At 64.2% G+C, this 24,350-nt stretch carries 24 protein-coding genes and 1 tRNA gene; 11 read left to right on the forward strand and 14 right to left on the reverse strand.

Annotated features, from left to right (window positions below):
* Position 1: 1 nt before the first annotated feature.
* The 4 genes from HPO_RS16040 to HPO_RS16055 all read right to left on the reverse strand — a co-directional run bounded on the left by HPO_RS16040 (position 2) and on the right by HPO_RS16055 (position 1,504).
* The gene (locus HPO_RS16040) at positions 2-574 is read right to left on the reverse strand and encodes a cob(I)yrinic acid a,c-diamide adenosyltransferase (protein WP_035600998.1); all 573 of its coding nucleotides are present in this window, start codon (positions 572-574) and stop codon (positions 2-4) included.
* A gap of 17 nt (positions 575-591) precedes the next feature.
* Positions 592-804, reverse strand: a complete 213-nt coding sequence (locus HPO_RS16045) for a twin transmembrane helix small protein (protein WP_035601000.1) — start codon at positions 802-804, stop codon at positions 592-594.
* An 87-nt stretch (positions 805-891) separates the two neighbouring features.
* Positions 892-1,203: a cell division protein ZapA gene (locus HPO_RS16050; RefSeq protein WP_035601002.1), complete on the reverse strand. Its 312-nt coding sequence runs from the start codon at positions 1,201-1,203 to the stop codon at positions 892-894.
* Entirely contained in the window at positions 1,190-1,504 is a 315-nt protein-coding gene (locus tag HPO_RS16055; protein WP_035601003.1) for a DUF4164 family protein, read from the reverse strand. Before HPO_RS16055 ends, HPO_RS16050 begins: the two co-directional genes overlap by 14 nt.
* On the opposite strand from HPO_RS16055, the gene tkt reads away from it, so the two are divergent.
* Positions 1,490-3,562 carry a transketolase gene (gene tkt, locus HPO_RS16060; RefSeq protein WP_422120102.1) on the forward strand — a complete coding sequence of 691 codons (2,073 nt, stop codon included), beginning with the start codon at positions 1,490-1,492 and terminating at the stop codon, positions 3,560-3,562. The two genes, HPO_RS16055 and tkt, sit on opposite strands and share 15 nt — an antisense overlap.
* Before the next feature lies 1 nt (position 3,563).
* On the opposite strand, the gene HPO_RS16065 is transcribed toward tkt, so the two are convergent.
* Positions 3,564-4,691 (reverse strand): citrate/2-methylcitrate synthase, encoded by a 1,128-nt coding sequence (locus HPO_RS16065; RefSeq protein WP_035601009.1) that lies wholly within the window; start codon positions 4,689-4,691, stop codon positions 3,564-3,566.
* An 83-nt stretch (positions 4,692-4,774) separates the two neighbouring features.
* Here HPO_RS16065 and HPO_RS16070 point away from each other — a divergent pair, with 83 nt between their 5' ends.
* Positions 4,775-5,842 carry a citrate synthase/methylcitrate synthase gene (locus tag HPO_RS16070; protein WP_035601012.1) on the forward strand — a complete coding sequence of 356 codons (1,068 nt, stop codon included), beginning with the start codon at positions 4,775-4,777 and terminating at the stop codon, positions 5,840-5,842.
* A gap of 4 nt (positions 5,843-5,846) precedes the next feature.
* Here HPO_RS16070 and HPO_RS16075 read toward each other — a convergent pair whose 3' ends face one another.
* Both HPO_RS16075 and HPO_RS16080 read right to left on the reverse strand, forming a co-directional pair.
* Positions 5,847-6,287, reverse strand: coding sequence for a hypothetical protein (locus HPO_RS16075; protein WP_035601016.1), 441 nt, complete (start codon positions 6,285-6,287; stop codon positions 5,847-5,849).
* Positions 6,284-6,769, reverse strand: coding sequence for an MmcB family DNA repair protein (locus HPO_RS16080; protein WP_035601020.1), 486 nt, complete (start codon positions 6,767-6,769; stop codon positions 6,284-6,286). The genes HPO_RS16075 and HPO_RS16080 overlap by 4 nt, the downstream gene beginning before the upstream one ends.
* A 188-nt stretch (positions 6,770-6,957) precedes the next feature.
* Between HPO_RS16080 and HPO_RS16085 the strand changes: the two genes are divergently transcribed.
* Entirely contained in the window at positions 6,958-7,845 is an 888-nt protein-coding gene (locus HPO_RS16085) for an RNA polymerase factor sigma-32 (protein WP_035601023.1), read from the forward strand.
* A gap of 4 nt (positions 7,846-7,849) precedes the next feature.
* On the opposite strand, the gene HPO_RS19940 is transcribed toward HPO_RS16085, so the two are convergent.
* Positions 7,850-8,641, reverse strand: a complete 792-nt coding sequence (locus HPO_RS19940; protein ID WP_051612693.1) for a thermonuclease family protein — start codon at positions 8,639-8,641, stop codon at positions 7,850-7,852.
* A gap of 109 nt (positions 8,642-8,750) precedes the next feature.
* On the opposite strand from HPO_RS19940, the gene HPO_RS16095 reads away from it, so the two are divergent.
* The 3 genes from HPO_RS16095 to HPO_RS16105 all read left to right on the forward strand — a co-directional run bounded on the left by HPO_RS16095 (position 8,751) and on the right by HPO_RS16105 (position 11,443).
* Positions 8,751-10,043, forward strand: a complete 1,293-nt coding sequence (locus HPO_RS16095; protein ID WP_035601026.1) for a cystathionine gamma-synthase family protein — start codon at positions 8,751-8,753, stop codon at positions 10,041-10,043.
* A gap of 55 nt (positions 10,044-10,098) precedes the next feature.
* Positions 10,099-10,175 (forward strand) — tRNA-Arg (locus HPO_RS16100).
* 365 nt (positions 10,176-10,540) lie between these two features.
* Positions 10,541-11,443: a metallophosphoesterase family protein gene (locus HPO_RS16105; protein ID WP_051612694.1), complete on the forward strand. Its 903-nt coding sequence runs from the start codon at positions 10,541-10,543 to the stop codon at positions 11,441-11,443.
* A gap of 12 nt (positions 11,444-11,455) precedes the next feature.
* Here HPO_RS16105 and HPO_RS16110 read toward each other — a convergent pair whose 3' ends face one another.
* From HPO_RS16110 to HPO_RS16120, 3 genes are read right to left on the reverse strand one after another with little or no spacing between them, the layout of a single operon-like run.
* A complete protein-coding gene (locus HPO_RS16110; RefSeq protein WP_035601029.1) occupies positions 11,456-11,929 on the reverse strand; it encodes a VOC family protein in 474 nt (157 codons plus the stop codon).
* Positions 11,926-12,384, reverse strand: coding sequence for a hypothetical protein (locus HPO_RS16115; protein ID WP_035601032.1), 459 nt, complete (start codon positions 12,382-12,384; stop codon positions 11,926-11,928). Before HPO_RS16115 ends, HPO_RS16110 begins: the two co-directional genes overlap by 4 nt.
* Positions 12,385-12,444: 60 nt before the next feature.
* Positions 12,445-13,329 (reverse strand): methylated-DNA--[protein]-cysteine S-methyltransferase, encoded by an 885-nt coding sequence (locus HPO_RS16120; protein ID WP_035601035.1) that lies wholly within the window; start codon positions 13,327-13,329, stop codon positions 12,445-12,447.
* Positions 13,330-13,478: 149 nt separating this feature from the next.
* On the opposite strand from HPO_RS16120, the gene HPO_RS16125 reads away from it, so the two are divergent.
* Together HPO_RS16125 and HPO_RS16130 are read left to right on the forward strand one after the other, a co-directional pair.
* Positions 13,479-14,426, forward strand: a complete 948-nt coding sequence (locus HPO_RS16125; protein ID WP_035601037.1) for a glutathione S-transferase — start codon at positions 13,479-13,481, stop codon at positions 14,424-14,426.
* Positions 14,427-14,492: 66 nt separating this feature from the next.
* Positions 14,493-15,455, forward strand: coding sequence for a cyclase family protein (locus HPO_RS16130; RefSeq protein WP_035601040.1), 963 nt, complete (start codon positions 14,493-14,495; stop codon positions 15,453-15,455).
* 4 nt (positions 15,456-15,459) lie between these two features.
* Here the strand turns inward: HPO_RS16130 and HPO_RS16135 are convergent, their stop codons facing one another.
* Positions 15,460-16,287, reverse strand: a complete 828-nt coding sequence (locus HPO_RS16135; protein WP_035601043.1) for an alpha/beta hydrolase — start codon at positions 16,285-16,287, stop codon at positions 15,460-15,462.
* Between the two features lie 135 nt (positions 16,288-16,422).
* On the reverse strand, positions 16,423-18,906 hold the full coding sequence (locus HPO_RS16140; RefSeq protein ID WP_035601045.1) for a TonB-dependent receptor plug domain-containing protein: 2,484 nt from the start codon (positions 18,904-18,906) through the stop codon (positions 16,423-16,425).
* Between the two features lie 180 nt (positions 18,907-19,086).
* On the opposite strand from HPO_RS16140, the gene HPO_RS16145 reads away from it, so the two are divergent.
* The 3 genes from HPO_RS16145 (at position 19,087) to HPO_RS16155 (ending at position 23,448) form a co-directional block, all read left to right on the forward strand.
* Positions 19,087-19,899: an SDR family NAD(P)-dependent oxidoreductase gene (locus HPO_RS16145; RefSeq protein WP_035601047.1), complete on the forward strand. Its 813-nt coding sequence runs from the start codon at positions 19,087-19,089 to the stop codon at positions 19,897-19,899.
* 119 nt (positions 19,900-20,018) lie between these two features.
* Entirely contained in the window at positions 20,019-21,719 is a 1,701-nt protein-coding gene (locus HPO_RS16150) for an acyl-CoA dehydrogenase family protein (protein ID WP_035601050.1), read from the forward strand.
* Between the two features lie 82 nt (positions 21,720-21,801).
* A complete protein-coding gene (locus HPO_RS16155) occupies positions 21,802-23,448 on the forward strand; it encodes a TIGR00341 family protein (RefSeq protein WP_051612695.1) in 1,647 nt (548 codons plus the stop codon).
* Here the strand turns inward: HPO_RS16155 and HPO_RS16160 are convergent.
* The gene (locus tag HPO_RS16160; protein ID WP_051612696.1) at positions 23,438-24,337 is read right to left on the reverse strand and encodes an N-acyl homoserine lactonase family protein; all 900 of its coding nucleotides are present in this window, start codon (positions 24,335-24,337) and stop codon (positions 23,438-23,440) included. The genes HPO_RS16155 and HPO_RS16160 overlap by 11 nt on opposite strands.
* Between the last annotated feature and the right edge of the window lie 13 nt (positions 24,338-24,350).

Here is a 24,350-nt window from a genome sequence, read left to right on the forward strand (position 1 = left end):
CCTAGCGGTTGGCGCCCGGCACCCATTTGACGTCATCGGCGCCGTCATTATTGGCGGCCCGCCCGCCCACGAACAGCCAGTCCGACAGCCGGTTGATGAAGGCGAGGGCTTCAGGGTTCACCGGTTCGTCTTCCATGCTGCCGAGCTCGGCAATGGCGCGCTCTGCGCGGCGGCAGAGGGTGCGCGCGACATGCAACTGCGCAGCAAGGCGTGAGCCGCCCGGGAGGATGAAGCTGTCGAGGGGCGCGATTGAGGCGTTCATCGCGTCAATCTCTTCTTCAAGCCGGCTGACCTGGGTGGCGATGATGCGCAGCGGCGTCCATTCCAGAACGCGGCCCCGGTCTGGGGTGGCGAGGTCTGCGCCAAGGTCGAAAAGATCGTTCTGTATGCGGCGCAGGCGTGCCAGCATCTCACCATCTGCTTCCAGCGCGGCAACGCCGAGCGCGGCATTGAGCTCATCGACGGTGCCATAGGCGGCCACGCGGGGGTGCCATTTCGCAACCGGCTCGCCCGTGGAGAGGCGGGTTTCGCCCTTGTCTCCGGTGCGCGTGTAGATCTTGTCGATGCGAACCATGGCGAGGCTCTCCTTGTTCAGCCGCCGAACTTGATGGCCCCGGCAGCGATACCGATGAGAACCAGGAAGGCAATCGCGATGGCTTGGAAGATGACGCGCATCCGCATCAGCTTGTTGGACCGGCTCACCTGATTGCCGTCCCGGCGGGCAAGATTGGCAACGCCGATTACCAGAACCACAGCGACGGCGATCAGGGCGGCATAGAAGCCGATTGTCAGGAATTGTTGCATGGCGTTTCGCCTTTCATCCTAGGTGGGCTGGATACTAGTCCGCTTGGCGTGGGTGCGCCCTGCTGCATCGGGTCGCGGCATCCTGGTTCATAGGGGGCCGCCACTCTCAAGCCGGGCGGCCAGCGCCTCAACCTTGGCCGCCATGGCGGTAATCAGTCCTGCGGCCCGCGCCTCAGCGGCTGAAAATGGCGCCACCTGGCGGGCTGCGTCCAGCTCATCCAGCAAGGCGAGGGCCGCGATCAAGAGTAGCCGGTCATCCCCGATATCGCCGACCGCCGAGGAAATGCCTGCCAGCCGGACATCAAGTTGTTCGGCAAGGCGCTGAACCCGCATTTCCTGTCCCGGCGTGCAGGCGATGGAGAAGCTGCGGCCCCGGATGCGGATGTCAGCCTTGGCCATCGCCGGCCTCCTCTTCCTCCGGGCTGAGGGCGGCGCGAACCTCCAGGATGGCGGCGCCGAGGGCCTCGCTCGCCTCATCGGCGAGGGTCTGAAGCTCCTGCTCCCGCGCCAGGGCTTTATCGAGTTGATCGGCCAGCCGGGCGCGATCTTCCACGAGGGCGGCTATTTCGGCTTTCAGGGCGGCTGGATCGCCGGCACGGGTCAAATGGGCTTCGAGCGCCACTTCAAGGCGCTTCAGGGCCGCATCCAGGCGCGTGGCTGCCGAGTCCATGTCATTCATAAGATTATGAAGTATCTGCATTGGTTTGCGCCGCCAAGCGCCTTGACGGAGGCCAGCAAGTCTGGCCTAGCAGCCTCGAACTCAAAACTTCGGGAGATCAGCAGAATGGCTGTCACCAATCGCGACATGGCAAATGCCGTGCGAGCCCTGTCCATGGACGCCGTCGAAGCCGCCAAATCGGGCCATGTCGGCCTGCCGCTGGGTATGGCGGACGCTGCTACCGTCCTCTTCCGCAAATTCCTGAAGTTTGATCCGAAAGACCCCAACTGGGCAGATCGCGACCGGTTTGTGCTCTCGGCCGGTCACGGATCGATGCTGATATACTCCCTGCTGCACCTGACGGGCTATGCTTCGGTGAGCCGCGATGACATCCGCAATTTCCGCCAGCTGGGCGCCAATACGCCGGGCCATCCGGAGAATTTCGTCACCCTTGGCGTCGAGACGACCACCGGCCCGCTGGGGCAGGGCATCGCCACCGCCGTCGGCATGGCCATTGCCGAGCGTCACCTGAACGCCCGGTTTGGCAATGATCTGGTCGATCATCGCACCTGGGTGATTGCCGGGGATGGCTGCCTGATGGAAGGCGTCAGCCAGGAAGCGATCACGCTGGCCGGCCATATGAAGCTGAACAAGCTGATCGTGCTGTTCGACGACAATGCCGTCACCATTGATGGCTCGACCGACCTTTCGGATTCCACCGACCAGTGCGCCCGGTTTGAAGCCTCCGGCTGGATCAGCCGCCGCGTGGACGGGCATGACGAGAAAGACGTTGAGGCGGCCCTGAAATGGGCCACCAAGCAGAAGAAGCCGGTTTTCCTGGCGGTCAAAACGATCATCGGTTTCGGCGCGCCGAAACTCGCCGGCACCGGCAAGGCCCATGGCGGCCCTTACGGCGCTGAGGAAATCGACGGCATCCGCAAATCCCTGGATTGGCCGCATGCCCCGTTTGAAGTGCCTGAAGCGATCGAGAAAGCCTGGGCGAAAGCCGGGGAGCGGTCGCAGGCCGAACATGCCGCGTGGAAGAAGCGCCTGACGGCAAGCCCGCACAAGGGTGAGTTCAATGCCGCGATCGCAGGCCGTCTGCCGAAAAATCTCGGCAAGGCCGTGATCAAGCACAAGAAGGCGGTGGCCGAAGGCGGCGCCTCTAAGGCAACCCGCGTGTGGAGCGGTGAAGCGCTGGAAGTGATCACCGGCCTTGTTCCGGAAATGGTTGGCGGTTCGGCAGACCTTTCGGGCTCGAACAATACCAAGACCAGCCACACCGCGCCGATGACGCCGAAAAGCTGGGATGGCCGCTACATCCATTACGGCGTGCGCGAGCACGCCATGGCGGCGGCGATGAACGGCATGGCGCTGCATGGTGGCATCATTCCCTATTCGGGCACTTTCCTTGTGTTTGCCGATTACAGCCGCGCCGCGATCCGCCTGGGCGCGCTGATGGGCACGCAGGTCGTCCATGTGATGACGCACGATTCCATCGGCCTTGGCGAAGATGGCCCGACGCACCAGCCGGTGGAGCATGTGGCCTCGCTGCGCGCGATGCCGAACATGATCGTCTTCCGCCCGGCTGACGGCGTGGAGACCGCCGAGTGCTGGGAACTGGCGCTGCACCGCAATGAAGGCCCCTCGACCATGGCGCTGACCCGCCAGAACGTGGCCCCCGCCCGCAAGACGCATACGGACGAGAATCTCTCCGCGAAGGGTGGCTATGTGCTGTCGCCTGCCGGCAAGGGCAAGGAACGCGGCGTGCTGATCGCCACGGGCTCGGAAGTCGAGATTGCGCTGAAGGCGCAGGCTCTGCTGGCTGAAGAGGGGATCGCCGTGCGCGTTGTCTCGATGCCGTCGATGGAGCTGTTCGGCCTGCAGGACGCTGCCTACCGCGCTCAAACGCTGGGCAAGGATCTGCCGAAGGTCGCCATCGAGGCAGGGGTTCGCTTTGGCTGGGACCGCTGGATCGGTGCTGAGGGCGGCTTTGTCGGCATGGACAGCTTCGGCGCCAGCGCCCCTTATCAGAAGCTCTACCAGCATTTCGGCATCACGGCGGAAGCTGCCGTCGCCGCGATCAAAGAGCGTCTCTGATCTAGCTGCCGGTATAATTTGCCCGTGGGCGAATGATGCGATTGCTGGCGCGCTGCTCCATGGCGTGCGCAATCCACCCGGCCATCCGGCCGCTGGCAAATATCAGGAACGGCGCGTCATCGGGCAGGTTCAGCTGAACGGTCAGCGCGGCCAGCGCCATGTCGATATTGGCTGCATCGCCCGCTGCGGCTTCGGCTGAGCGAATTGCGCGGCGAAGCTCCGGCCCCGGCTTCATCCATCTAAGCAGGGCGGCCGCGCGCGGATCTCCCTCCGGATAGAGGGCGTGCCCCATGGCGGGGATATGCTGGCCGCGTGCTGAAATATCCGTGAGCGCAGCATCCGGCCCGGCTTCAAGGGCGCGTTTCAGATAGGCAAGGGCGCGCGCGGAGGCTTCGCCATGCAGCGGCCCTGTCAGGGTGGCGCAGCCGGCGAGCGCGCAGGCAGCCAGCGGCGCGCCCGTTGAGGCAGCAACGCGCGCCGCGAAGGTGGACGGATTGAGCTCATGATCGGCAACAAGCACCAGAGCCCGCCGCAGCATGTCTGTCCCGCCTGGCGAGAGGTCCCAATGCCGGGCAAGCCGCTGATGGAAGAAGCCGCGTCCGCCGGTGCCGGTAATCGCGTTGCAGAAACCCGAGAGGAGGGATGCGCCCTCATTGGCCAATGCTGCGGGGCCGCGTCCAAAACTCGGTGGGTCAGTGGCGGCGCGGGCCGCTAGAAATTCCAGCGCGCCGGCCTTTCCGCATAGGGTTGCTGGCCGCGTCTCTGCGGCGCGCTGGGCCGGCAGGGGGCCGGCATCCCAGAGAAGGGCGGCGGTTTCTTCAAGTGTTGCTTCCGCCGCGAGGCGCACCGCGTCGCGGCCGCGATAAATCAGCTTGCCTCTGCGCACGGTGGTGATGGCGGTCTGCATCACCGGTTCGCCCCAGGAAATCGCGGCGCGGGCAATGGCCTCCCGGCCCCGTCCGCTGCGGCGGCGCTTCAGCAATGTTTCTATATCAGCGGCAGAATAGAGGCTGGCGCGAGGATCATCCGCATCCGGCCTGGAAGCAATCAAACCCCGGCTGACATAGGCATACAGGGTCTGGGGCTTTACCCCCAAAAGGCTCAGAGCGTCCGTGCGTGCAATCCACATGATATGTTGATTGTATTGATCAAGATTGACGATGCCAAGATCCCTGCCGAAATGGATTTCCAGATGTAGAGGGAGATCCCGTCATGGATTCCGGGCTTGAAGATATTGTTGCGGCAGAGACCGTCCTGTCAGATGTGGACGGACAGAACGGCCGCCTGATCATTCGTGGTTGGCCGGTTGAGATGCTCGCAGCGTCCATGGCGTTTGAAGATGTGGCGCATCTGTTGTGGCAGGGGTTCTTTGACGATCTGCCGGATGTTGCGGAACTTGGCGCGCGGATCGGCGCTGCGCGCGAAGAGGTTTTTGATCTGGTGGCTGATCTTCCGGCCGGTCTGGATGGGGTGTCATATCTTCGTGCGGGATGGGCGTTGTTGCCAGACGATGAGAGCATTGAAACCGCCATCCGGCTGGCTGCCGCCGGGCCGGTGCTGACGGCCGCTGCGGTTCGGCGGAGGAGGGGAGAGGGCGCTATCGCGCCAGACAGAGGCTTGTCCCAGTCAACCGATTTCCTCCGGATGCTGACGGGAAATCAGGCTGGTCAGGCCGAGGCCCGCGCGCTGGATGCCTATCTTGTGACGGTCTGCGATCACGGGCTGAATGCGTCTACATTTGCGGCCCGCGTTGTGGCGTCAACGCGAGCCGGGCTTGTCTCGGCTGCCGTTGCCGGCATCTCGGCGCTCAAGGGCCCGCTGCATGGCGGCGCGCCGGGCCCGGTGCTGGACATGATAGACGCCATCGGGTCGCCGGCCAATGCGGAGCGCTGGATCGAGGGCGCGCTCAATCGCGGCGACCGGCTCATGGGATTTGGCCACCGGGTTTACCGGGTGCGCGATCCCCGGGCGGATGCTCTCAAAGCGGCTGTCGCGCGCCTGCCGGGAACGACTGGCCGGCTCGAATTTGCCGAACATATTGAACAGGCCATACTTGGCCGGCTGGCAGCGAAATATCCCAAGCGGCGGCTGGAAACGAATGTGGAGTTCTATACGGCGCTGCTGCTGGAAGCGCTCGGCCTTCCCCGCGAAGCATTTACGGCGGTCTTTGCCTGCGGCCGGGTGCTGGGCTGGACGGCGCATGCGCGCGAACAGATTGGAGAAGGGCGGCTGGTGCGCCCGCGCTCTGTCTATCGGGGTCCAGTGCCGGCGGCGGCCTGAGCCATCAGCCCTTCAGGTTCTTGCTGAACAGGTCCAGCTGGTTGGGATCGGCCGGTTTTTGGCGGCGGGTCTTGGTGCGGCCGCGGCGGAAATAGAGGTCGTCGGTGTGATCTTCTTCCGCCGGTGGCGGCGGGGCGGGCTCGAAGGCGCGCTTCTCCGGCGGGCGGACATCACTGGGGTCCACCAGCTTCCACCAGGTCACCGCCACGACGGCGTGGCCGGAGGTATCTTCATAGCGCTGCAGATGGCCGGCTGGGCCGTCGGCGCCGATAGCCTTGAACAGAGCATCGGCTTCGGCCTCGGCCAAGTGCAGCCAGCTGGTTTCCAGCCCCTGCAGCGCCAGCCCTCTGGCAAGGGCCATTGCTTCGCGCCGGCTTCGCGCCGTGGGCGCGCCGGGCTTCAGGGCATCTTCAAGGGAGCGGGCAACGGGATAGGCAAGGCTCATGACAGGGGCGAGGTAAGCGTGTCCTCGCCCGGCGTCCAGCCCGTATCAGCGGCATTGGTAAGCCGGGCAGCGGCCAGACGGGCAAATCGCAGGGTCACTGCCTTGCGCCGGGCTGGCACAAGGCGGGTTTCCGGTGCTTCCCGGATCACTGCCCCATAGAAGGCATCGGCAATGATCAGGCCGGTGTCGGGCGGGATCAGCTCCTGGGGGAAGTCTGCGCCAACGGCGAAAGTCAGCCGGTCGCAATAGTCCATATATTCCCGCCATTTGGCGTCGGACTTGAAGTCCTGGATGCTGGATTTGATCTCGATCATCCAGATGTCCCCGGCCGGGCCGATCGCGGCGATATCGGCCCGGCGATTGTTGGCCAGCGTCATCTCCGTGACGCCGTAATAGCCAAGCTGCGCCATCAGCCGCAGCGTGCCGCGGCAGATCTCGGCGGCGCGGCGGAGGGGCAACTCTTCATTGGAGGTATCGGCCATGGCGGCGCGTTCCGGTATTGTTCCTTTTTGGCCACCCTATGCCCGGCAGGGTTTTCCCGTCAAGCGGAGGTGGCTGCAGGCCTGCTTGGGCGGAAGGGGCGAAAATCAAGGCCCGCCAGTGATCCAGCCAGGAATGCGGGGCGTAGAGGTTGGTGAGAGAAGCATATCCGGCCTGCAGGAGGTTTCGCGTGCCAAATGCATATTCAGCGACGAGCCCGGCGGACCGCCAGTTCGTGAAGACGGCGATGAAGGCGCCGCTGCTTGATCCGGCGCATGAGGCGTCGCTCGCCCGGCGCTGGCGCGAAGGCGCGGACGAGGCCGCGCTGCATGAGCTGACCACGGCTTATATGCGTCTCGTCATCTCCATGGCCGCGAAGTTTCGCCATTACGGTCTGCCGATGGCCGATCTGGTATCGGAAGGCAATGTTGGCCTGATGCAGGCAGCGGCCCGGTTCGAGCCCGAGCGTGAAGTGCGCTTCTCCACCTATGCCAGCTGGTGGATCCGGTCTTCCATTCAGGACTATGTGCTGCGCAACTGGTCCATCGTCCGCACCGGGACGACCTCGGCGCAGAAGTCGCTGTTTTTCAATCTGCGCCGGTTGCGGGCGCGCATCTCCGATCTTGGCGACGGAACGATGACCGCCGAGAACCGGGAATGGGTGGCCACCCATCTGGGCGTCCCGCTGCGGGATGTGGAGACAATGTCTGCCCGGCTGTCTGGATCAGACCGCTCTCTCAATGCGCCCCTGACGATGGAGGGGGACGGGCAGTTGCAGGACATGATCGCCGATGAAAGTCTGCCGCCGGAAGAGGCGGTGATGCGCAGCCGCGACACAGAACGCCGGCATGGCTGGATCGACGCTGCCATGAAGACGCTGACCCCGCGAGAGACCCACATCATCACGCGCCGGCGGCTCTCGGACGAGCCGATGACGCTTGAGGCGCTGGGCGAGGAAATTGGTGTCTCAAAGGAGCGCGTGCGGCAGATCGAGCATGCTGCCCTCCTGAAACTGAAGCGCGCGCTGGAGGAGATTGCGGGCGATCCGGAAACCGCAGGGCTCGTTCCCGACGCCTGACCTGTCAGGGTTCCTCAAGTATTTCCAGATTCAGAGGATGGGTGATCTCCATTCGGAGATTGCGGACATAGCCCCTGGCACGGATACGCGTATCCGGGTCCATCTGGCAAAGCGCGGCGGCGGCGGTCTCTATTTCCAGCACCAGCAGGGAGCGCTCCAGCAGCACGTCGCAGGAGACGCCCCGGAAGTCTGAGCCCTGCATGCCCCCTGTGACTGCCTCCACCACCTGGAAGCCCTGGAATGTATCGGGCAGGGCATCAGCCTGGGTGATGGTCCAGAGACGCCCTTTCCAGAGGCCGGCTTTCGCCTCCCGCGCAGCAACTTCAAGCGGCAGGAGGAGGTCGTTTGCCACCGCCGTATCGGGATAGACCCGCACCCGCGCGGCGCCGCGTTTCACCATCTCCGCATTCAGCCAGTATTTTGGCCCCAGCGTATCTGTGGTGACGACATGGGCGAGCGCCCGGTCATACCGGTCGCGCGTGAGACCGCCATAGCGCAGCTCTACCTCCCGGCCGAGGGCCAGATCCTCCAGCGCCCGTTTGGATTCTTCAAAGCCCGCCTCGCCGTCGCGGCCCCGGCTTGGTCCGGCTGGCGCCTCAATGCCAATCAGCTGAACGCTCTGCCCGGTCGAGAGCACCAGCGCGTCTCCGTCGATCACCCGTACGACGCGGCCCCGCTCTCCCACCGCCAGACCTTCGAGGGGATCAGAGGGCGCGCGGCCGCAAGCGGCCACGATGAGCGCGGCGGCGAAGATCACGAAATTGCGGATCGGCGTCCGGCGCCCTGCCTCGTCCATTGGCCAACTATCACCCGGCGGCCGGGCGGGAGGCAAGTGACTTCGCCTTGCTAAGGCAGACTTCTCGCCGGTAAGCTTTCCCTTACGATAAGTATACGGGAGGAACCCCATGTCAAAACCGCTGAAGCCCTATCGCAAACGGGAGATTGCCGGCCACACGCTGAGCCCGGAATCACTGGTGATGGGATTTGGCTATGATCCCTTCATGTCTGAAGGCTCGATCAAGCCGCCGATTTTCATGACCTCGACCTTCGCCTTCAAATCTGCCCGCGATGGGGAGGCGCTGTTCCGCCGGCTCGCCGGGCGGTGGGAGGAGGGGGACCCGGAGGAGGCCGACCTCATCTACACCCGCTTCAACAATCCCAATATGGAAGTGCTGGAGGACCGGCTGACCCTCTATGATGGCGGGGAGGCGGCGCTGTCCTTTTCGTCCGGTATGTCGGCCATCACCACGGCGCTGTTTGCCTGCGCCGAGCCGGGAACCGCGATCCTGCATTCCAGCCCGCTTTACGGGGCTTCGGAAGTCTTTGTCCGGAGCTTCATGCCGGGCTGGGGCGTGCAATCGGCAGAGTTCGACGCCTGGTCGACACAGGAACAGATCCTGGCCACGGCCCGCGAGGCAGTGCGCCGGCATGGCCCCGTCTCCGTGATCTTCACCGAGTCTCCGGCCAATCCCACCAACGCGCTGGTGGACATCGCCGCCTGCGCCCGCGTGGCAGATATCCTCGAAGCGGAGACCGGCCGCCGCCCGATCCTGATGTGCGATAACACGATGATGGGTCCGATCGGCCACAAGCCCCTGAAGCATGGGGCCGACCTCGCGCTCTATTCGCTGACGAAATATGTCGGCGGGCATTCCGATCTCATTGCCGGCGGAATTGTCGGCAATGAAGAGATCCTGACGAAGATCCGCCGTATGCGGAACTATCTTGGCACGATGCTGGACGCTCATACCTGCTGGCTGCTGACGCGGTCTCTTGAGACGGTGCAGCTGCGCATGGAGCGGGCCTTCAGCAATGCCAGGGTCTGCGCGGACTATCTGAAGGATCATGCGAAGGTTTCCCAGGTGATGTATCCGGGCTTTCTGGAGGCGGGCGACCCCCAGAAGCGCGTGTTCGATGAGCAGTGCGAGGCCGCCGGGGCGACCTTTTCCTTCGATGTGACGGGCGGCAAGGAGGCGGCCTTCCGCCTTCTGGATAATCTGAGGCTGATCAAGCTGGCGGTCAGCCTGGGCGGCACCGAGAGCCTGATGTGCCATCCCGGCTCGACCACGCATTCGGCCGTGCCCGCCGATGTGCGCGCCCGGATCGGCTTTACCGACGGGCTCATCCGCTTTTCGGTGGGCATCGAGGCCCCGGATGATCTTCTGGCGGACCTCAAACAGGCGCTGGAGAATGTCTGACCCATGCATTTCCGCTTCAACGCGCCGGCATTTTCGGATAGGGGAGGCATTGGCTGGTCCCGTAGCTCAGCAGGATAGAGCGACAGATTCCTAATCTGTAGGCCGTGCGTTCGAATCGCGCCGGGATCACCATCTTCTTTGATTGCTCGGTGCTGATCCCGGCCTTCCCGTACCATCGGGAGCGATCTCTCTTTCCGCAGGAGAGGGCGGGGCGTGTTGGATAGCGGCGCGCGTATCCTCGCTGTTGCAGGCTCTCGCCTCCCCTTGCTGCGCGATGGCCTGCTCCAGGCGTTTGCAGGGCAAATGCTGATCTTCCGCAGCCTCACCGCAGGGACAGAGCGGAGGGTCATCCTTGGGCGGAGGAGGGGGACACAAAACTGTCATCTATATCGGCGGCAATTGTCATAAAACCTTCGTCGCGATGGGGCATGGGACGGGTTTGAAGTTTGCCGGGTGGGCCCTCTGCCTGCCGGGGCCGATCATTCGGGAGAGAGTTGATGATCCGATTTCGCACACAGCCCCTGAGGCATCTTCTTGTCGCCGCGCAGATGGCGGCGCTGTCACTGGTGGCCGCCTGCGCGACGCCGGTGCCGGCCCCAGTGGAGGCTGTGGCGCTGCGCTTTGCGGTGCTTGGGGATGCTGAGCCCAAGCCGCTGGCGGAGTTTCCCAATATGGCGGGCGCGGTGGCGGATGTGAACGCACTGGCAGGCCGAGAGCGGATGGATTTTGTCGTCGGCGTGGGCGACATCGCGCATAAAGGAACGCTGCTGCAGTATGAAGCCGCCACGCCGGTGCTGCAGGCACTGACCCTGCCTTTCTATCCGATCATGGGGAATGAGGAATACGGCTCGACCGAAGAACGTTTCCTGGAATTTGCCAATCTCTGGAACGAAGGCAAGGCCACATTCGACAGCCGCCGCTATGTGCAGGATGAAGGGCCGGTTGTCATGGTTTACGCTTCCCCTGATTTCAGCCGGGAGTTCAATGACGAAGGCGTTGCCTGGATGCTGGAGGCGGTGCAGGCCGCAGCGCCCAAGCCGGTGATGCTGATCGTGCATGGCGCGCAGGTTGGTGTGTACCCCGAAAATGCCGACAAGGGCATCGCCAATCCCCGCTTTGCCGAGGTGGTGGCGCAGCCGAACCTGGCCGCGGTGATCTCCGGCGACCTGCATATGGATATGGACCGCGTGGACCATTCAAAGCAGATCGGCCATGTGCACTATCTGCACATTCCGGCCCTGGAGCGCACCAAGATTCCGGACGAAACCCGCCATACGCCGATGTACCGCGTGTTCACGGTGACCGAAAGCGGCCGGGTTGTCGTTGACACCTATGAGGTGGGTAATCTGCAGCCGCTGGCGCGTCACGCCTACAGCTTCGATCTTCCGGCTGCGGAGTAGGCCTCGGGGCCGCTACCAGGCCCCGATATTCGGCGCGCTGGCCCAGGGTTCCTGCGGGGCCAGCGGCTTGCCTTTCTGGAGCAGCTCCACCGAAATGCCGTCGGGGGAGCGGATGAAGGTCATGCGGCCGTCTCTGGGCGGGCGGCTGATCGTGACGCCAAGATCGGCAAAGCGCTGAGTGGCGGCGTAGATGTCTTCGACCTGATAGGCGAGGTGGCCGAAATTGCGCCCGCCGGAATATTCCTTTTCGTCCCAGTTATGGGTGAGTTCCACCATCGGTATATTGAGCGAAGTGGGCGAGGCGCCTTCGGGCACGCCGCCACCCCGCTCGATGTCTGCCGGCGCGGCGAGGAAGACGAGGGTGAACCGGCCCGCTTCATTGTCGTAGCGGGTCACCTCTGTCAGGCCGAGCCCGTCGCAGAAGAAGCGCTTGGCCGCGTCAATGTCGCCGACACGGATCATGGTGTGGAGGAATTCAGGGCTCATGAATAGGCTTCCTTCAGATTACGGATGACCTGCCGGAGGTTTGGCGGTGTCAGGGTGTAGTAGCGGCGGAGGGCAGCGGCGAGGAGCAGCACGGTTACCCCCATGAAGGCGAGGAAGGTGCTGAAGGTGTGGATCAGGGTGCCGCGCTCGAAGACCGGCGAGGTGCCCGAGAGCTGCCAGAAAGTGTCCCAGATCATGTTGAAGACGGCGATCAGCGGGGCGAGGCCCAGCGTCAGCAGCGCGGCACAGACATAGATATAGGTGGCGGCGCGGGGGCCCTCGGCGCGGAGATAGAGATCGGTGAACTCCTTCTCGTCAATGCCGGGGGGCAACTCACCCGATTGCTGGCGCAGGGCGAGCAGCTGGGGCGCAAATTCCCGCGTCTGTTTCCACCGCCAGCCAAGGTGGGCGCCCCAGGCCAGGATGGCAAAAAGGAGAAGAAAGTAGAGCCACATGGGTCAGGTCCGCTTCAGGGCCAGAATTGGGCGCCCGAAGCTGGCTGGCCCCGTTGAGGATCAGGCCAGATGGGCGCGTTCGTATACCAGCATGGCGCGCTTTCGCGCCACACCCCAATGATAGTTATGTAGCCGGCCATCGGCTGCAAGGGCCCGGTGGCAGGGGATGAACCAGCTGATCGGGTTGGCACCGACCGCTGCGCCGACCGCGCGCGAGGCCTTGGGCGCCTCAATAGCCGCGGCCAGGCGCCCATAGGTGCAGGTTTCACCGGCCGGGATATCCAGCAGCGCGCGCCAGACCTGACGGCGGAAGGGCGTGCCATAGAGGCAGACGGGCAGGGGGGCGCCATCCTCGAACACGTCGCGCGCCATCCGCTCGGCGGTGGCATCATCCCGGCGGATCGAGGCAGCGGGGTAGCGGCTGGCGAGATTGGCGAAGGCATCTTCTTCCCGCCGGCCCTGATGCTCGAAGCCGGTGCGGGGGGCGGCGTCTTCGTCAATGAAGCCCAGCGCGATGAGGCCGCGGGGGCCGATCAGCCAGGCACCCATGCCGAAGGGGGTGGGCGCCTTGCCGAGGATGAGGTCTGCGCCCTTGCCGCCGGCCTTGGCCTCGCCGGGGGTGAGGCCCTCATGGGCGATGAACAGGTCGTGCAGGCGGCCGGGGCCGGAGAGGCCCGCCTCAAGGCTTGCGTCCAGCACGCTGGCGCCCTGGCGCAGGAGATCACCGGCAGCGGCATGGGCGAGGGCGCCTTGGAACTGTTTGGGGCTGATGCCGGCCCAGCGGGTGAACTCGCGCTGGAAATGATGCGGGGAGAGGCCCATGGCGCGGGCGGCCGCGTCAAGGCCCGGCCAGTCCTGCCAGGTATCGCCCAGCCATTCCAGGGCCTTGGCCATCCGGGCATAGGCGCGGGCGCGGTCGTCGAGGGGATAGAACGTGTCAGCCATGACGGAGAGTTTGCCGGAGGGGCAGCGGGCGCGCCACCCGTTTCTTGCCGTTTCCTATCGCCGGGTTAAGGGCGGAATTTACACTTTCCTGTAAACAGGAACGCGCGCAGAGTGCGCCCCAAAAACAGCCTGGGAGGCAAACAGTTATCATGGCGGACGCCCGCAGCATTATCCTGCACGAATATCCTGCATCGCCTTATGCCGAGAAGGTGCGCCTGACGCTTCGCCTCAAGAACCTTGCCTATGCGCGGGTTGAGCAGCCTTCGATCATGCCCAAGCCCGACCTTGTTCCGCTGACGGGGGGATACCGGCGCATTCCGGTGTTGCAGATCGGCGCGGATATCTATTGCGATACGGCGATCATTCTGCGGGAGCTGGATATCCGCTATCCGATGGTCGCGTTGAAACTTCCGGGCCATGAGGGCCTCGCGCAGATGGTAGCCGGGTGGACCGATGGGCGCTGGTTCCAGTCTTCAGTGGCGGTGATCTTCGGCGAGATCGGGGACAATGTGCCCCAGGCTTTCATCAAGGACCGGGAGCAGCTTTCCGGGCGGCCGTTCAATATTCCGGCGATGAAGGCAGTGGCGCCGATGATGCGCGACCAGTGGCGGGCGCGGCTGATGTTGCTGGAGGAGCGGCTGGCGGGCGCCAAGGGCGCAGGCGGCGGGCTCTACCTTGTGGGCGCCAAGCCGGGCTTTGTGGACGTGCATGCCTATATGAATGTGTGGTGGATGAAGCAGGCCGTGCCTGCCTTTGCCGACGCCTGTTTCGAGAGCGCGCCGCTGACGCGGGCCTGGTATGACCGGCTGACTGAAGTGGAAGGGCAGACGCCTGAGACGATTACGCCGGCCCAGGCCGTGGCGATTGCCAAGGATGCCGCCCCGCGCCTTGTGGCGGCAACGACGCGCAACGAGCCGCAGGGCTTTGCGCCAGGCGAGCATGTGGCTGTGGCGCCCGACGATTATGGCCAGGACTGGGTGGAGGGCGAGTTGGTGCATGCTGACAGCCAGCGCGTGATCCTGCAGCGTGTGACCCCGGAAACCGAGACAACGCATGTGCATTTCCCCCGGGCGGGCTTCCTGGTGCGCCGGGCCTGATACGGGTTGCGCAGGCGCGATCCGGCGCTAGGCTTTCTCCCAAAGATTTCATAACGGGAGGAAGCGATGAAGAAGTTCCTGATGGCCTCGGTGCTGCTGGTGGCGGCGTGTGGGCATATGGCGGCGGATGAGGCTGCGCCGGGCGCGAAGGCGGATGCCAAAGAGGTCTGGTATCCCTCCCGCTATGGCGCGGAGGACCGGATCGGGGCGATGAACCTTCTCTCGCCGGAGAAGACCGCCGAGGCGGCCAAGCTGATCACCACGGGCAAGACCTATGCCCTGGGGCAGGTAACCGGGCGCAAGACACCGGCCTACGGCCCGCGCAGCTTCTCCATGACGATCCTTCAGCTGTCGGACGGTTCGGGCACGCCGCTGGGCGAGAACAAGGCTGTTGGCAATGACGATCTCGTCAACACCTATATCGGCATCGGCAGCCAGATTGATGGCCTTGGCCATATGGGCATCGACCATCGCTATTATAACGGTGTTCGGGTGGCGGATTTTGTAACCACCGCCGGGCTGACACAGTTTGGCACGCATGACCTGCCGCCCATGGCAACCCGGGGCGTGCTGCTGGACATGACCAAGCAGTTTGGCAATCCGGTGCCGGCGGGCACGGCCTTCAACAAGGCGGAGATTGATGCGGCGATGGCTGCGGCTGGCGTCACGATCACGCAGGGCGATGTGGTGCTGTTCCATACCGGCACGATGAAGGCCAATGAAGGCTCCGCTGATCTTCCGCCCACTGAGCCTGGTCCCGGCGTGGAGGGCGCGCAATATCTGGCCGATCTGGGCGCGGTAGCGGTGGGGGCGGACACCTGGGCGCTGGAGGTGATCCCGTTCGAGAAGGAAGCCCGGCCGTTTGATGTTCACCTGACACTGCTGGCCAAGAACGGGGTCTACATCCTAGAAAACATGGTGACGCATGAGCTGGCTGAAGACGGCGTGACGGAGTTCTTCTTCACGCTGGGCACGCCCCGCCTTGAAGGCGCCGTGCAGGCCATCATCAATCCAGTGGCTATCCGCTGACGGATTATTCCTTGAGGAAGGAAGTGATCTCGCGGGCGAGGGTTTCCGACATGGCGTCGGCGAGATCATGGCCCCATCCCGGCAGGGCCTTGAAGCGGGCACCGGGAATGCGGCGGGCAATGTCTTCGCCCGCAGCGGGGCGCACCAGCGGATCATCGCTCCCGTGCAGCACAAGGGTGGGGTGAGGGATGGCGCCGAGGCGTTCATGCCAGCGCGGCTGGGCCTGAATGGCCGTAAACTGACGGATGACGCCGAAGGGCCGGTCTGAACGGCGGAAGTCTTCAATCGCATAGCGGCGGATGGTGTCTGCGCTGTTGCGCAGATGGGGCGCCGAGCCGATGGCGTGCTGCGCTTTCACAGCAATATCGGCGATGGCCTCGGGCGTGCGCTGCAAGGGCACGGCGGTCAGCGCGGCGAGCGCTTCCTGCGTGGGCGGAGGCAGGTTCGGCGCGCCGGAAGAGGTCATCATGGCGACGAGCTTGGAAACCTTGTGGGGATGGTCGAGGGCCATCAGCTGGGCAATCATGCCACCCATCGACATGCCGACAATATGCGCACGGCCGATTCCTAGGGCGCCGAGCAGGCCCGCGGCATCGGCGGCGAGATCGTTCAGGGTGTAGCTGGAAAAGCCGCCCATTTCCTGGGAAAGGCCGATATCCCGGTTGTCAAACCGAATGACATGAAAGCCAGCATCAGCAAGTCCCTGGCGGAAGGCGTCGGGCCAGCGCGTCATCTGGAAGGCAAAGCCCATGATCAGCAGGATGGCCGGATCGGCTGGGTTTCCCAGCGTGTCATATTCCAGTTCAATGCCGTTGGCGCGAATGCGGGCCATGCTGTCTCCCCCCGAGAATGGTATGCTGGCGCCGGACAGTAGGGGCGGCCCCGGAGAGATCAAGCGCTGCCCTCAGGGCAATGAAAAACGCCGCCCCGGAGGGCGGCGTTTGTGGGTAAGCGGAAGGATCGCGCCTTAGAATTTCAGGGTAGCCTTCGTGTACACGAAGCGGCCCGAATAGCCGAAGGGCGAGTAGGTGGAGAAGGGCGTGTTGCCGGTGCTGTTGAGCGCAGCGGGCGCCGCATCCGGATACTCGTCGAAGATGTTATCTGCGCCGAGGGCCAGGGTTACGCGGTCGTTCCAGTTGTAACGGGCTTCCAGGTCCACAACCGTTTTCGGGTCGAGGTTATAGTCGGTTGCCGACGTGGTGCCCGGAACAAGCACTTCGCCATAACGGATCGCCCGGAGCGTAGCGGCGAAGGGGCCGCGTTCCCAGTCGAGCTGACCGGTGAACTTGTCCTTCGGCGCGCCTTCTTCGAGCGTCAGCACGTTGACGCGGCCGAAGAGGACGGGTGCCGGATTAAGCGCCGCCAGTTGCGGAACAGCCGGAACTTTCGTCACTTCGGTCTTGTTGAAGTTGGCGCCGAGCGTACCGCGGAAGGTGCCGATTTCTGTTTCCGGAAAGGCGTAGTTGGCGATGATGTCAACGCCCGTGGTTTCGGTGTCGACGCCGTTCAGGAAGAAGCGGCCGCCGCCCGAACCCACGAAACCGAGCCCTTGCAGGTAAGCCTGGACGTTGGTTGCGGTGAGGTTTTCCGACAGGACGATGCGGTCTTCGACATCAATCCGGTAGCCATCAACGGTCAGGTTGAAGGCGCCGGCCCGGAAGACGAAGCCGAGGGCATAGTTGACCGACTTTTCAGCGTCGAGCGGGGTTGCGCCCAAGGCCACAGCGACCGGATCGTCCACGGTGAAGGTGGTGATGTCGAAGGGCACGCCGCTGATGAAGTTCGTCGAGGTAGTGGTGAAGTATTGCTGCTGCAGCGACGGGGCGCGGAAGCCGTTCTGGATCGAGCCGCGAACCGCAAAGCTTTCGGTCAGGTCGTAGCGGGCTGCGAGCTTCCCGGTGAGGGCTTCGCCGAAGTCCGAATAGGATTCGCCGCGAACGGCGCCGGAGACGAGCAGCTTGTCGGTGACGTTGGCTTCAAGGTCGACATAGACGCCGACAGCGGTGCGGTCTTCGTCACGCTCGTTTTCGGGGCGGAAGCCAGGGAACACCTGGGCGCCGGAAGCGGTGGGGGCGCCATTCAGCAGCACGCCGCCATTGCGGTAGGAGTCAGGCTCACCGGCAAAGATCTCATAGGTTTCCTTGCGGGCTTCCACACCCCAGGCCACGTTGAGATCGGAGGCGAGGCCGTCCATGGCAAAGCCTTTGACGAAGCCAATGTTGGCAACCAGCTGCGAGCCTTCAAAGCCACCGGCATCAAACGATGTTTTCGATGCAGGCCCGATGGACCGGTTCACCGTGTCGATGATCTGGAACTCCATCTTGTTGGAGCCATAGCCGAGCGAGGCATCCACATCCCAGCCAGCCCAGTTGAAGCGGGCGCCGCCGAGGGCAGAATAGTCCGTGGTCGTCGGGTTGATCTTCGGCAGGAAGCCGTTCGGATAGATCTCGATGACGTTGCGGGCATCATTGGCGCGGCGGAAGAAGCCGGCGGAAACCGTTTCGCGGTCCTGGAAGCTGCCCCAGCCATAAAGCTCGACGCCATTGGCAAGCGTGTAGCCGGCATTGGCGAAGAAGCTCAGCTGCTCGAGGTCAGGCTCACCGGTCCAGCCATTCCAGCGATTGATGATCGCCTCACCGGCCGGGAACACCGTTGGATATTGCTGGCGGCTGTCATAGCCGGCGCGCTCGGTGTGGTTCTGGTCCTTATACTCACCGGTGATGGTGAGGAAGCCGTTTTCGCCGAGGCTGTAGCCTTTCCAACCGGCAACGGTCAGCACGTGGCCGTCCGAGCGTTCGCGGGTGGCGGTGGCGCCGGGGTTGGGCACGCCTGTCGCGGTGGGGGCGATGACGGGCACTGTGTATTCGGTTTCGCGCCAGCCATAGCTCGCCTGGATCGCGCCGCCGGTATTGGCTTCGCGCAGGCGGACGTTGACCACGCCGGCAATCGCGTCAGAGCCGTAGAGGGCCGAGGCGCCGTCGCGCAGGACTTCCACGCCGCCGACTGCCAGCGACGGGATGGTGTTGAGGTCAACCGCAGAAGCGCCGCGGCCGATCGAGCCGTTGACGTTGACGAGGGCGGCCGAATGACGGCGCTTGCCGTTCACGAGCACGAGCGTCTGGTCAGGCGCCAGGCCGCGCAGGGCGGCGGGGCGGACAGAGTCGGTGCCATCGGTCAGGGCCGGACGGGGGAAGTTGTAAGAAGGCAGGTTGACGGAGAGCGCCTGATTGAGCTCGCCGACCCCGATGTTCTGGATCGTCTCTGCAGAAACAACGTCTACCGGGGCGGCGGTATCGAGGGCAGAGCGGTTGGCAACGCGGGTACCGACGGTGACGACGGTATCGAGGGTGCGGGCGGACTCGCCTTCCTGTTCCTGCGCCCAGACTGGCGCGGCAGCAGCGGAAAGTGCGATGACGGCAACGGCCGCCGAAAGAGCAGCTTTGAATTGCATTGGGTTGGTAACTCCGTGTGCGTGTGTGCCGGCTTGCCGGCGGGCGGTTGTGGAAACCTGAACTAACCGTAAGGTGAGGGCACTGCAGCAATCAACAAGCAGACCGGGCTAACACCATGCTTTAGTTATGCTTTTGTTGCATTTCTGACACAACTCATGAAGCGAGCATGAAAAATGGGCATGAATAGGCGGCTTTGCCTCATCACAGGTGCGTCTTCTGGAATAGGTGCTGAGTTTGCGAAGCAATACGCAGCGTTGGGGTGGGACCTGGCGCTGACGGCGCGCCGGGCGGACCGGTTGCAGGTTCTGGCGGCCGAGCTGCATGCCCGTTACGGCGTGCTGGTGGAGGTCATTCCGGAGGATCTGTCCAACCCCGGCGCGCCGCCGCGGATCATCGCGGCGCTGGAAGGGAAGGGCCGGGAGATTGACGCGCTGGTGAACAATGCCGGCTACGGACTTCCTGGAACGTTTCTGTCCACCTCATGGGCTGATCAGGCTGATTTCCTGCAGGTACTGTATCTGGCGCCAGTGGAACTGACGCACCGGGTGCTGCCGGGCATGGCGGCGCGCGGTTTCGGGCGGATCATCAATGTCGCCTCACTCGCCGGGTATGCGCCCGGCAGCGCCGGACACACGCTATACGGGAGCGTGAAGGCCGCGATGATCAAGTTCTCCGAAAGCGTGGCGGCCGAATGCCAGACGCTGGGGCATAAGGATGTTCATTGCACGGCGCTCTGTCCCGGCTTCACCTGGAGCGAGTTCCATGACGTGAACGGCATGCGGGAGACGACCAACAAGATGCCGAAATGGATGTGGATGGAGGCCGCCCCTGTGGTGAAGGCGGGAATTGATGCCGTCAACTGGGGGCAGCCGGTGGTGGTGCCCGGCCTGTTCAACAAGGTGGTAGCGACGCTGACACGCCTGTTGCCGGAGCCGGCAGGGCGGACTTTGGCGCATTCCCAGACCGCGCGGTACCGGAAACTGGAAGGCTGAGGCCGGGAGGTGGACTCCGGCGCGATGTTGCGCCGCACAACATGGATATGCCAGAAAGCGCTTGCCGCCCTATCCTATTCGGCGACATGAGGCGGCAACAGATTTGAGGGAGAGACGTGATGGGTGCAACAGATACGCTGGAACAGGGGCAGGGCACGGTTTTTCAGGGGCTCGTGGGCACGCTGGCCGAAGCGGTCACCGCGCTGGACACCTATGCCGCCGCCGCAATTGCTGGCGCCCGGGACCTGCTGGCCGGCGCTGACGGGAAACCCGATCGCGGCGCCTTCGAGCGCAATCAGCACCTGGCCCATGGCCTCTCTTGGCTCGTCACCTATGTGGAAACCCTGCGCCAGGTTTCCGAATGGGCCGCGCGGCTGGAGGCCGACGGCAAGTTTGGCGAAGCCGAGGCGCTGCTCTCCCAGATCCTGTTCAGCGAGTATTGCGCCCAGATCGTCGGCGGCATTCCGATGAACCAGGGCGAGACGATCCGTCCGCATGAACTGGGCAGCCTGGAAGCGGCCGACGCGCTGTTCGCGGTGCCCGTCATCCGCAAGCTGATCATCGAGGGCAAGAGTCAGGCGGTTCTCTCGGCGGCGGCGGCGCTGCTGCCGGACGCCCTGTCGCGCAATACGGTGGAGGCGACCGGTCTCGACGAGACGATGGAAATGGTGCGCGAGCAGTTCGCGAAGTTCGCCGCTGACCGGATCAAGCCGCATGCCCATGGGTGGCACCTGCGCAACGACTATATCCCGATGGATGTTGTCGAGGAGATGTCGGAGCTGGGCGTATTCGGGCTGACGATCCCGGAAGAGTTCGGCGGCCTCGGCATGGGCAAGACGGCGATGTGCGTTGTCTCCGAGGAACTTTCGCGGGGCTATATCGGCACAGGCTCGCTCGGTACGCGGTCGGAAATTGCCGCTGAGCTGATCCTGATCGGGGGCACGCCGGAGCAGAAGGAAAAATGGCTGCCCAAGATTGCCAGCGGCGAGATCCTGCCGACGGCGGTGTTTACCGAGCCCAATACCGGGTCTGACCTTGGCTCGCTGCGCACGCGCGCGGTGAAGTCTGCCGATGGCGCCGATTATATCGTCACCGGCAATAAGACCTGGATCACCCATCCTGTGCGCGCCGACCTGATGACACTGCTGGCGCGGACTGATCCGGCGACGAACAATTTCTCGGGCCTCTCGATGCTGCTGGCTGAAAAGCCGCGCGGCACCGATGCCGATCCGTTTCCGGCAGAAGGCATGACCGGCGGCGAGATCGAAGTGCTCGGCTATCGCGGGATGAAGGAATACGAGATCGGCTTTGATGGGTTCAAGGTGAAGGCCGAGAACCTGCTGGGCGGCGTCGAAGGGCAGGGCTTCAAGCATCTGATGGCCACCTTCGAGAGCGCCCGTATCCAGACGGCCGCGCGCGCCGTGGGCGTGGCCCAGAACGCCTTCGAGACCGGTCTTCGCTACGCGCTGGACCGGCAGCAGTTTGGCCAGGCGATCTTCAAGTTCCCGCGCGTCTCCAACAAGCTGGTGATGATGGCGGCCGAACTCGTCGGCGTGCGCCAGCTGACCTATTTCTCCGCCCGCCAGAAGGATAACGGCAAGCGCTGTGACCTTGAGGCCGGCATGGCAAAATTGCTGGCCGCGCGGGTCGCCTGGGCGGCGGCGGACAATGCCGTGCAAATCCATGGCGGCAACGGCTTTGCGCTGGAATACACGATCAGCCGCATTCTGCAGGACGCGCGTATTTTGAACATCTTCGAGGGCGCAGGCGAAGTGCAAGCGATGGTTATCGCCCGGCGCCTGGTCGAGGGTGGCAACTGAACCTGCTTTTGCCGCTGCGCCTTGAGCGCGCCGGCGGCCTTAGCGCACCACGCCTGGGCGGACTCTCTGACGAGGACGGAACATGACCGATACTGCTGAGCAAAAGCCGCCCCGGCGGCCGGAATGGTATCGCCGTCTGCGAGTTGCCCGCTGGCGGGGCATCCGCAGCATTGACCATATGGAAGTGGTCGATCACGTCCATGAGGAAGGCGGCGTCTCCGGGCGTTACCTCTTCATGACGGCAATGTCCTGCGGGATCGCCATTCTGGGCCTGCTTCTGTCCTCTCCGGCCGTCATCATCGGCGCGATGCTGATCTCTCCGCTGATGGGGCCGATCATGCTGATGGGCTTCTCGCTTTCGATCCTGGAACTGAAGGCGCTGCGCGAGGCGATTGTGTCGCTGGCCATCGGTACGGGGCTGGCGCTGGGAACGTCCTTTCTGATCGTCTTTCTTTCTCCGTTAACGGATGTGACGCCCGAGATCCTGGCGCGGACGCGGCCGAACTTCTTCGATCTTCTGGTTGCCGTGTTCTCGGGGCTCGCCGGGGGCTATGCCGTGATCCACCGCAAGGGCGAGACGATTGTGGGCGTGGCCATTGCCACCGCCCTGATGCCGCCGCTTGCCGTGGTGGGGTATGGCCTTGCAACGGCGCAGTTCCAGCTGGCGGGCGGCGCATTCTTTCTCTACATGACGAACCTTCTGGCGATTGCGCTGTCGGTGACGGTGCTCTCCCGCTTTTACGGGTTTGGCGAGCGCCACAGCCCGCAGCATAATTTCTGGCAGACCGGGCTGATCGTCGGCGTGTTCGTTGCCCTGTCGATCCCCTTGGGCCTCGCCCTGCGCGATATTGCGTATGAGACCCGGGTGCGGGATGTGGCGCGGGATATGGTGCTTGATCCGTTCGAGGGCAGGGAGGCGCGGCTTTCCGATATGGATGTGGCGTTTCCCCGGCGCGGGGAACATCAGATCGTGCTGCAGGCGACCGTGCTGACCAATGACCGTGTGGCGGGCGCCGAGGCAGCGCTGGCAGAACGGCTGGCAGAGCGGTTTCGCCGGACGGTTAAAGTGTCGATCGACCAGATTCAGGTGGACGATAATAATAACACCGCAACGGCGCGCTTCCTTCAGGCGGCCGAGTCTTCGCTGGGCGCGCCGCTGCGCGCGCAGATGTCCCAGTTCGAAGCGCTGGCCCAGGAACGCCGGACCGAGCGGGAACTGCGCGCGGCCTATCCGTTCAATCTCGCTGCCGCAGACATCGACGCCCAGGCGCGTTCGGCCGTGTTCGCCGCTGCGCCGACTGAAGGCGTGACCCTGCCGGCCTGGCGCAGCCTGGAGGACGGGCTGACGCGGAACTATGCCGACTGGACAGTCTCTATCGTGCCGCCGCCGCTGGCGCTGCTGCCCATCCCGTTTGCGCCCAATGACGATGCGCTTGCGCCGCGGGCAGCCGATATGCTGGCCGATCAGGTCTGGGCCCTGCAGCGCTGGGGGGCTGGCCAGGTGGAGGTGGTCGCCTATCTGCCGAACGCGCTGGCCGCCCAGACCTTTGACGAGCGCGCGCTTGGGCATCGCCGTGCGGCGCGGGTCGCCGCAGTGCTGGAGGAGGCTGGCCTGACGGCAAGCATCGCCGGCGAGTTCCGGCGGGGCGAATTCGCGGCGCGGGAGGACCGGATTTTCATCCGGCCAGCTCCTCTGCCTGCGGAAGAAAGCGCAGTGCCTAGCGAATAACGCCGCCCAGGGGGTCGACGTCAGCCGGCTCATGCTGGATGACCACCCTGGCGCCGAGGTCGGTGGCGCGGGCCTCGAACGCGGCCATTGAGGCGAGCGTATTCTCTTCGCTTGTATTGAAACGCGGCACGCGGCCCAGCGCGCGGCTCTCGGACCGGTGATAAAGGTCGCCAGTCAGAAGGACCGGCCCGGTTTCGGGAAGGGTCAGCTGAAGCGATGAATGGCCCGGCGTATGGCCCGGGGTCTGGAAGATCACGACACTGCCATCACCGAAGACATCATGGCTATCGTTGATGATCTGGGTTTCCATTGGCTTGAACAGGGCAAAGTTGGCCACCAGCGACGGGTCTGCAGGCGGCGCGCCGTCAGCCGGGAACATGTAGTCATATTCGGTCTGATTGACGAGCCAGGTGGCGCCCTGGACCTGATCGATCTGTCCGATATGATCGAAATGCGCATGCGAAATCGCCACATAGGTCAGCTCAGAGGGGACGACGCCAAGATCGGCGAGCTGGTCCGTGATCGATCTTTCTACCGACACGGTGAATATCTGCTGGGTGAAGGGTGGCTGACCGACGAGCTGGGAGGGCAGGCCGAGATCCCAGAGCAGGCGGCCATTGGGATGGTTGATCAGATAGCAAGTGTTCGTGAATTCGTCGGCTTGGCCGGCATAATCGCCAGCCGAGGAGAATGCGTCGAGATCGGAGATGGCGATGGTGCCGCAATCGAGCACGTCGACATAGAGCGCCGGGCCCGCCGTTTCTGTGGCTTCTGCAGCTGGCGGCGGGGCGGCGGCGGGGGGCGCTTCAGCAGGTGGGGCGCAGGCAGCAAGGATCCCTACGGCAGCGCCGGTGAGCAGGATCTGGGTGAGCGATGTGGGCAGGCGCATGGCGGTTCCTCCG

It is taken from the genome of Hyphomonas polymorpha PS728, from assembly GCF_000685315.1.
GTDB lineage: Bacteria > Pseudomonadota > Alphaproteobacteria > Caulobacterales > Hyphomonadaceae > Hyphomonas > Hyphomonas polymorpha.

What these genes read in the sequence shown, in the direction of transcription:
- HPO_RS16045 (WP_035601000.1), bottom strand. Translation starts at nt 804, where the DNA reads ATGCAACAATTCCTGACAATCGGCTTCTATGCCGCCCTGATCGCCGTC.
- HPO_RS16135 (WP_035601043.1), bottom strand. Translation starts at nt 16,287, where the DNA reads ATGGCCCGCATTCGCGCCAACGGCATTGAACTGGAATATGACACGCTG.
- HPO_RS16080 (WP_035601020.1), bottom strand. Translation starts at nt 6,769, where the DNA reads ATGGCCGATACCTCCAATGAAGAGTTGCCCCTCCGCCGCGCCGCCGAG.
- HPO_RS16050 (WP_035601002.1), bottom strand. Translation starts at nt 1,203, where the DNA reads ATGGCCAAGGCTGACATCCGCATCCGGGGCCGCAGCTTCTCCATCGCC.
- HPO_RS16115 (WP_035601032.1), bottom strand. Translation starts at nt 12,384, where the DNA reads ATGTGGCTCTACTTTCTTCTCCTTTTTGCCATCCTGGCCTGGGGCGCC.
- HPO_RS16150 (WP_035601050.1), top strand. Translation starts at nt 20,019, where the DNA reads ATGGGTGCAACAGATACGCTGGAACAGGGGCAGGGCACGGTTTTTCAG.
- HPO_RS16055 (WP_035601003.1), bottom strand. Translation starts at nt 1,504, where the DNA reads ATGCAGATACTTCATAATCTTATGAATGACATGGACTCGGCAGCCACG.
- HPO_RS16105 (WP_051612694.1), top strand. Translation starts at nt 10,541, where the DNA reads ATGATCCGATTTCGCACACAGCCCCTGAGGCATCTTCTTGTCGCCGCG.
- HPO_RS16095 (WP_035601026.1), top strand. Translation starts at nt 8,751, where the DNA reads ATGTCAAAACCGCTGAAGCCCTATCGCAAACGGGAGATTGCCGGCCAC.
- HPO_RS16120 (WP_035601035.1), bottom strand. Translation starts at nt 13,329, where the DNA reads ATGGCTGACACGTTCTATCCCCTCGACGACCGCGCCCGCGCCTATGCC.
- HPO_RS16125 (WP_035601037.1), top strand. Translation starts at nt 13,479, where the DNA reads ATGGCGGACGCCCGCAGCATTATCCTGCACGAATATCCTGCATCGCCT.
- HPO_RS16155 (WP_051612695.1), top strand. Translation starts at nt 21,802, where the DNA reads ATGACCGATACTGCTGAGCAAAAGCCGCCCCGGCGGCCGGAATGGTAT.
- HPO_RS16160 (WP_051612696.1), bottom strand. Translation starts at nt 24,337, where the DNA reads ATGCGCCTGCCCACATCGCTCACCCAGATCCTGCTCACCGGCGCTGCC.
- HPO_RS16070 (WP_035601012.1), top strand. Translation starts at nt 4,775, where the DNA reads ATGGATTCCGGGCTTGAAGATATTGTTGCGGCAGAGACCGTCCTGTCA.
- HPO_RS16130 (WP_035601040.1), top strand. Translation starts at nt 14,493, where the DNA reads ATGAAGAAGTTCCTGATGGCCTCGGTGCTGCTGGTGGCGGCGTGTGGG.
- HPO_RS16065 (WP_035601009.1), bottom strand. Translation starts at nt 4,691, where the DNA reads ATGTGGATTGCACGCACGGACGCTCTGAGCCTTTTGGGGGTAAAGCCC.
- HPO_RS19940 (WP_051612693.1), bottom strand. Translation starts at nt 8,641, where the DNA reads ATGGACGAGGCAGGGCGCCGGACGCCGATCCGCAATTTCGTGATCTTC.
- tkt (WP_422120102.1), top strand. Translation starts at nt 1,490, where the DNA reads ATGAAGTATCTGCATTGGTTTGCGCCGCCAAGCGCCTTGACGGAGGCC.
- HPO_RS16140 (WP_035601045.1), bottom strand. Translation starts at nt 18,906, where the DNA reads ATGCAATTCAAAGCTGCTCTTTCGGCGGCCGTTGCCGTCATCGCACTT.
- HPO_RS16145 (WP_035601047.1), top strand. Translation starts at nt 19,087, where the DNA reads ATGAATAGGCGGCTTTGCCTCATCACAGGTGCGTCTTCTGGAATAGGT.
- HPO_RS16040 (WP_035600998.1), bottom strand. Translation starts at nt 574, where the DNA reads ATGGTTCGCATCGACAAGATCTACACGCGCACCGGAGACAAGGGCGAA.
- HPO_RS16075 (WP_035601016.1), bottom strand. Translation starts at nt 6,287, where the DNA reads ATGAGCCTTGCCTATCCCGTTGCCCGCTCCCTTGAAGATGCCCTGAAG.
- HPO_RS16110 (WP_035601029.1), bottom strand. Translation starts at nt 11,929, where the DNA reads ATGAGCCCTGAATTCCTCCACACCATGATCCGTGTCGGCGACATTGAC.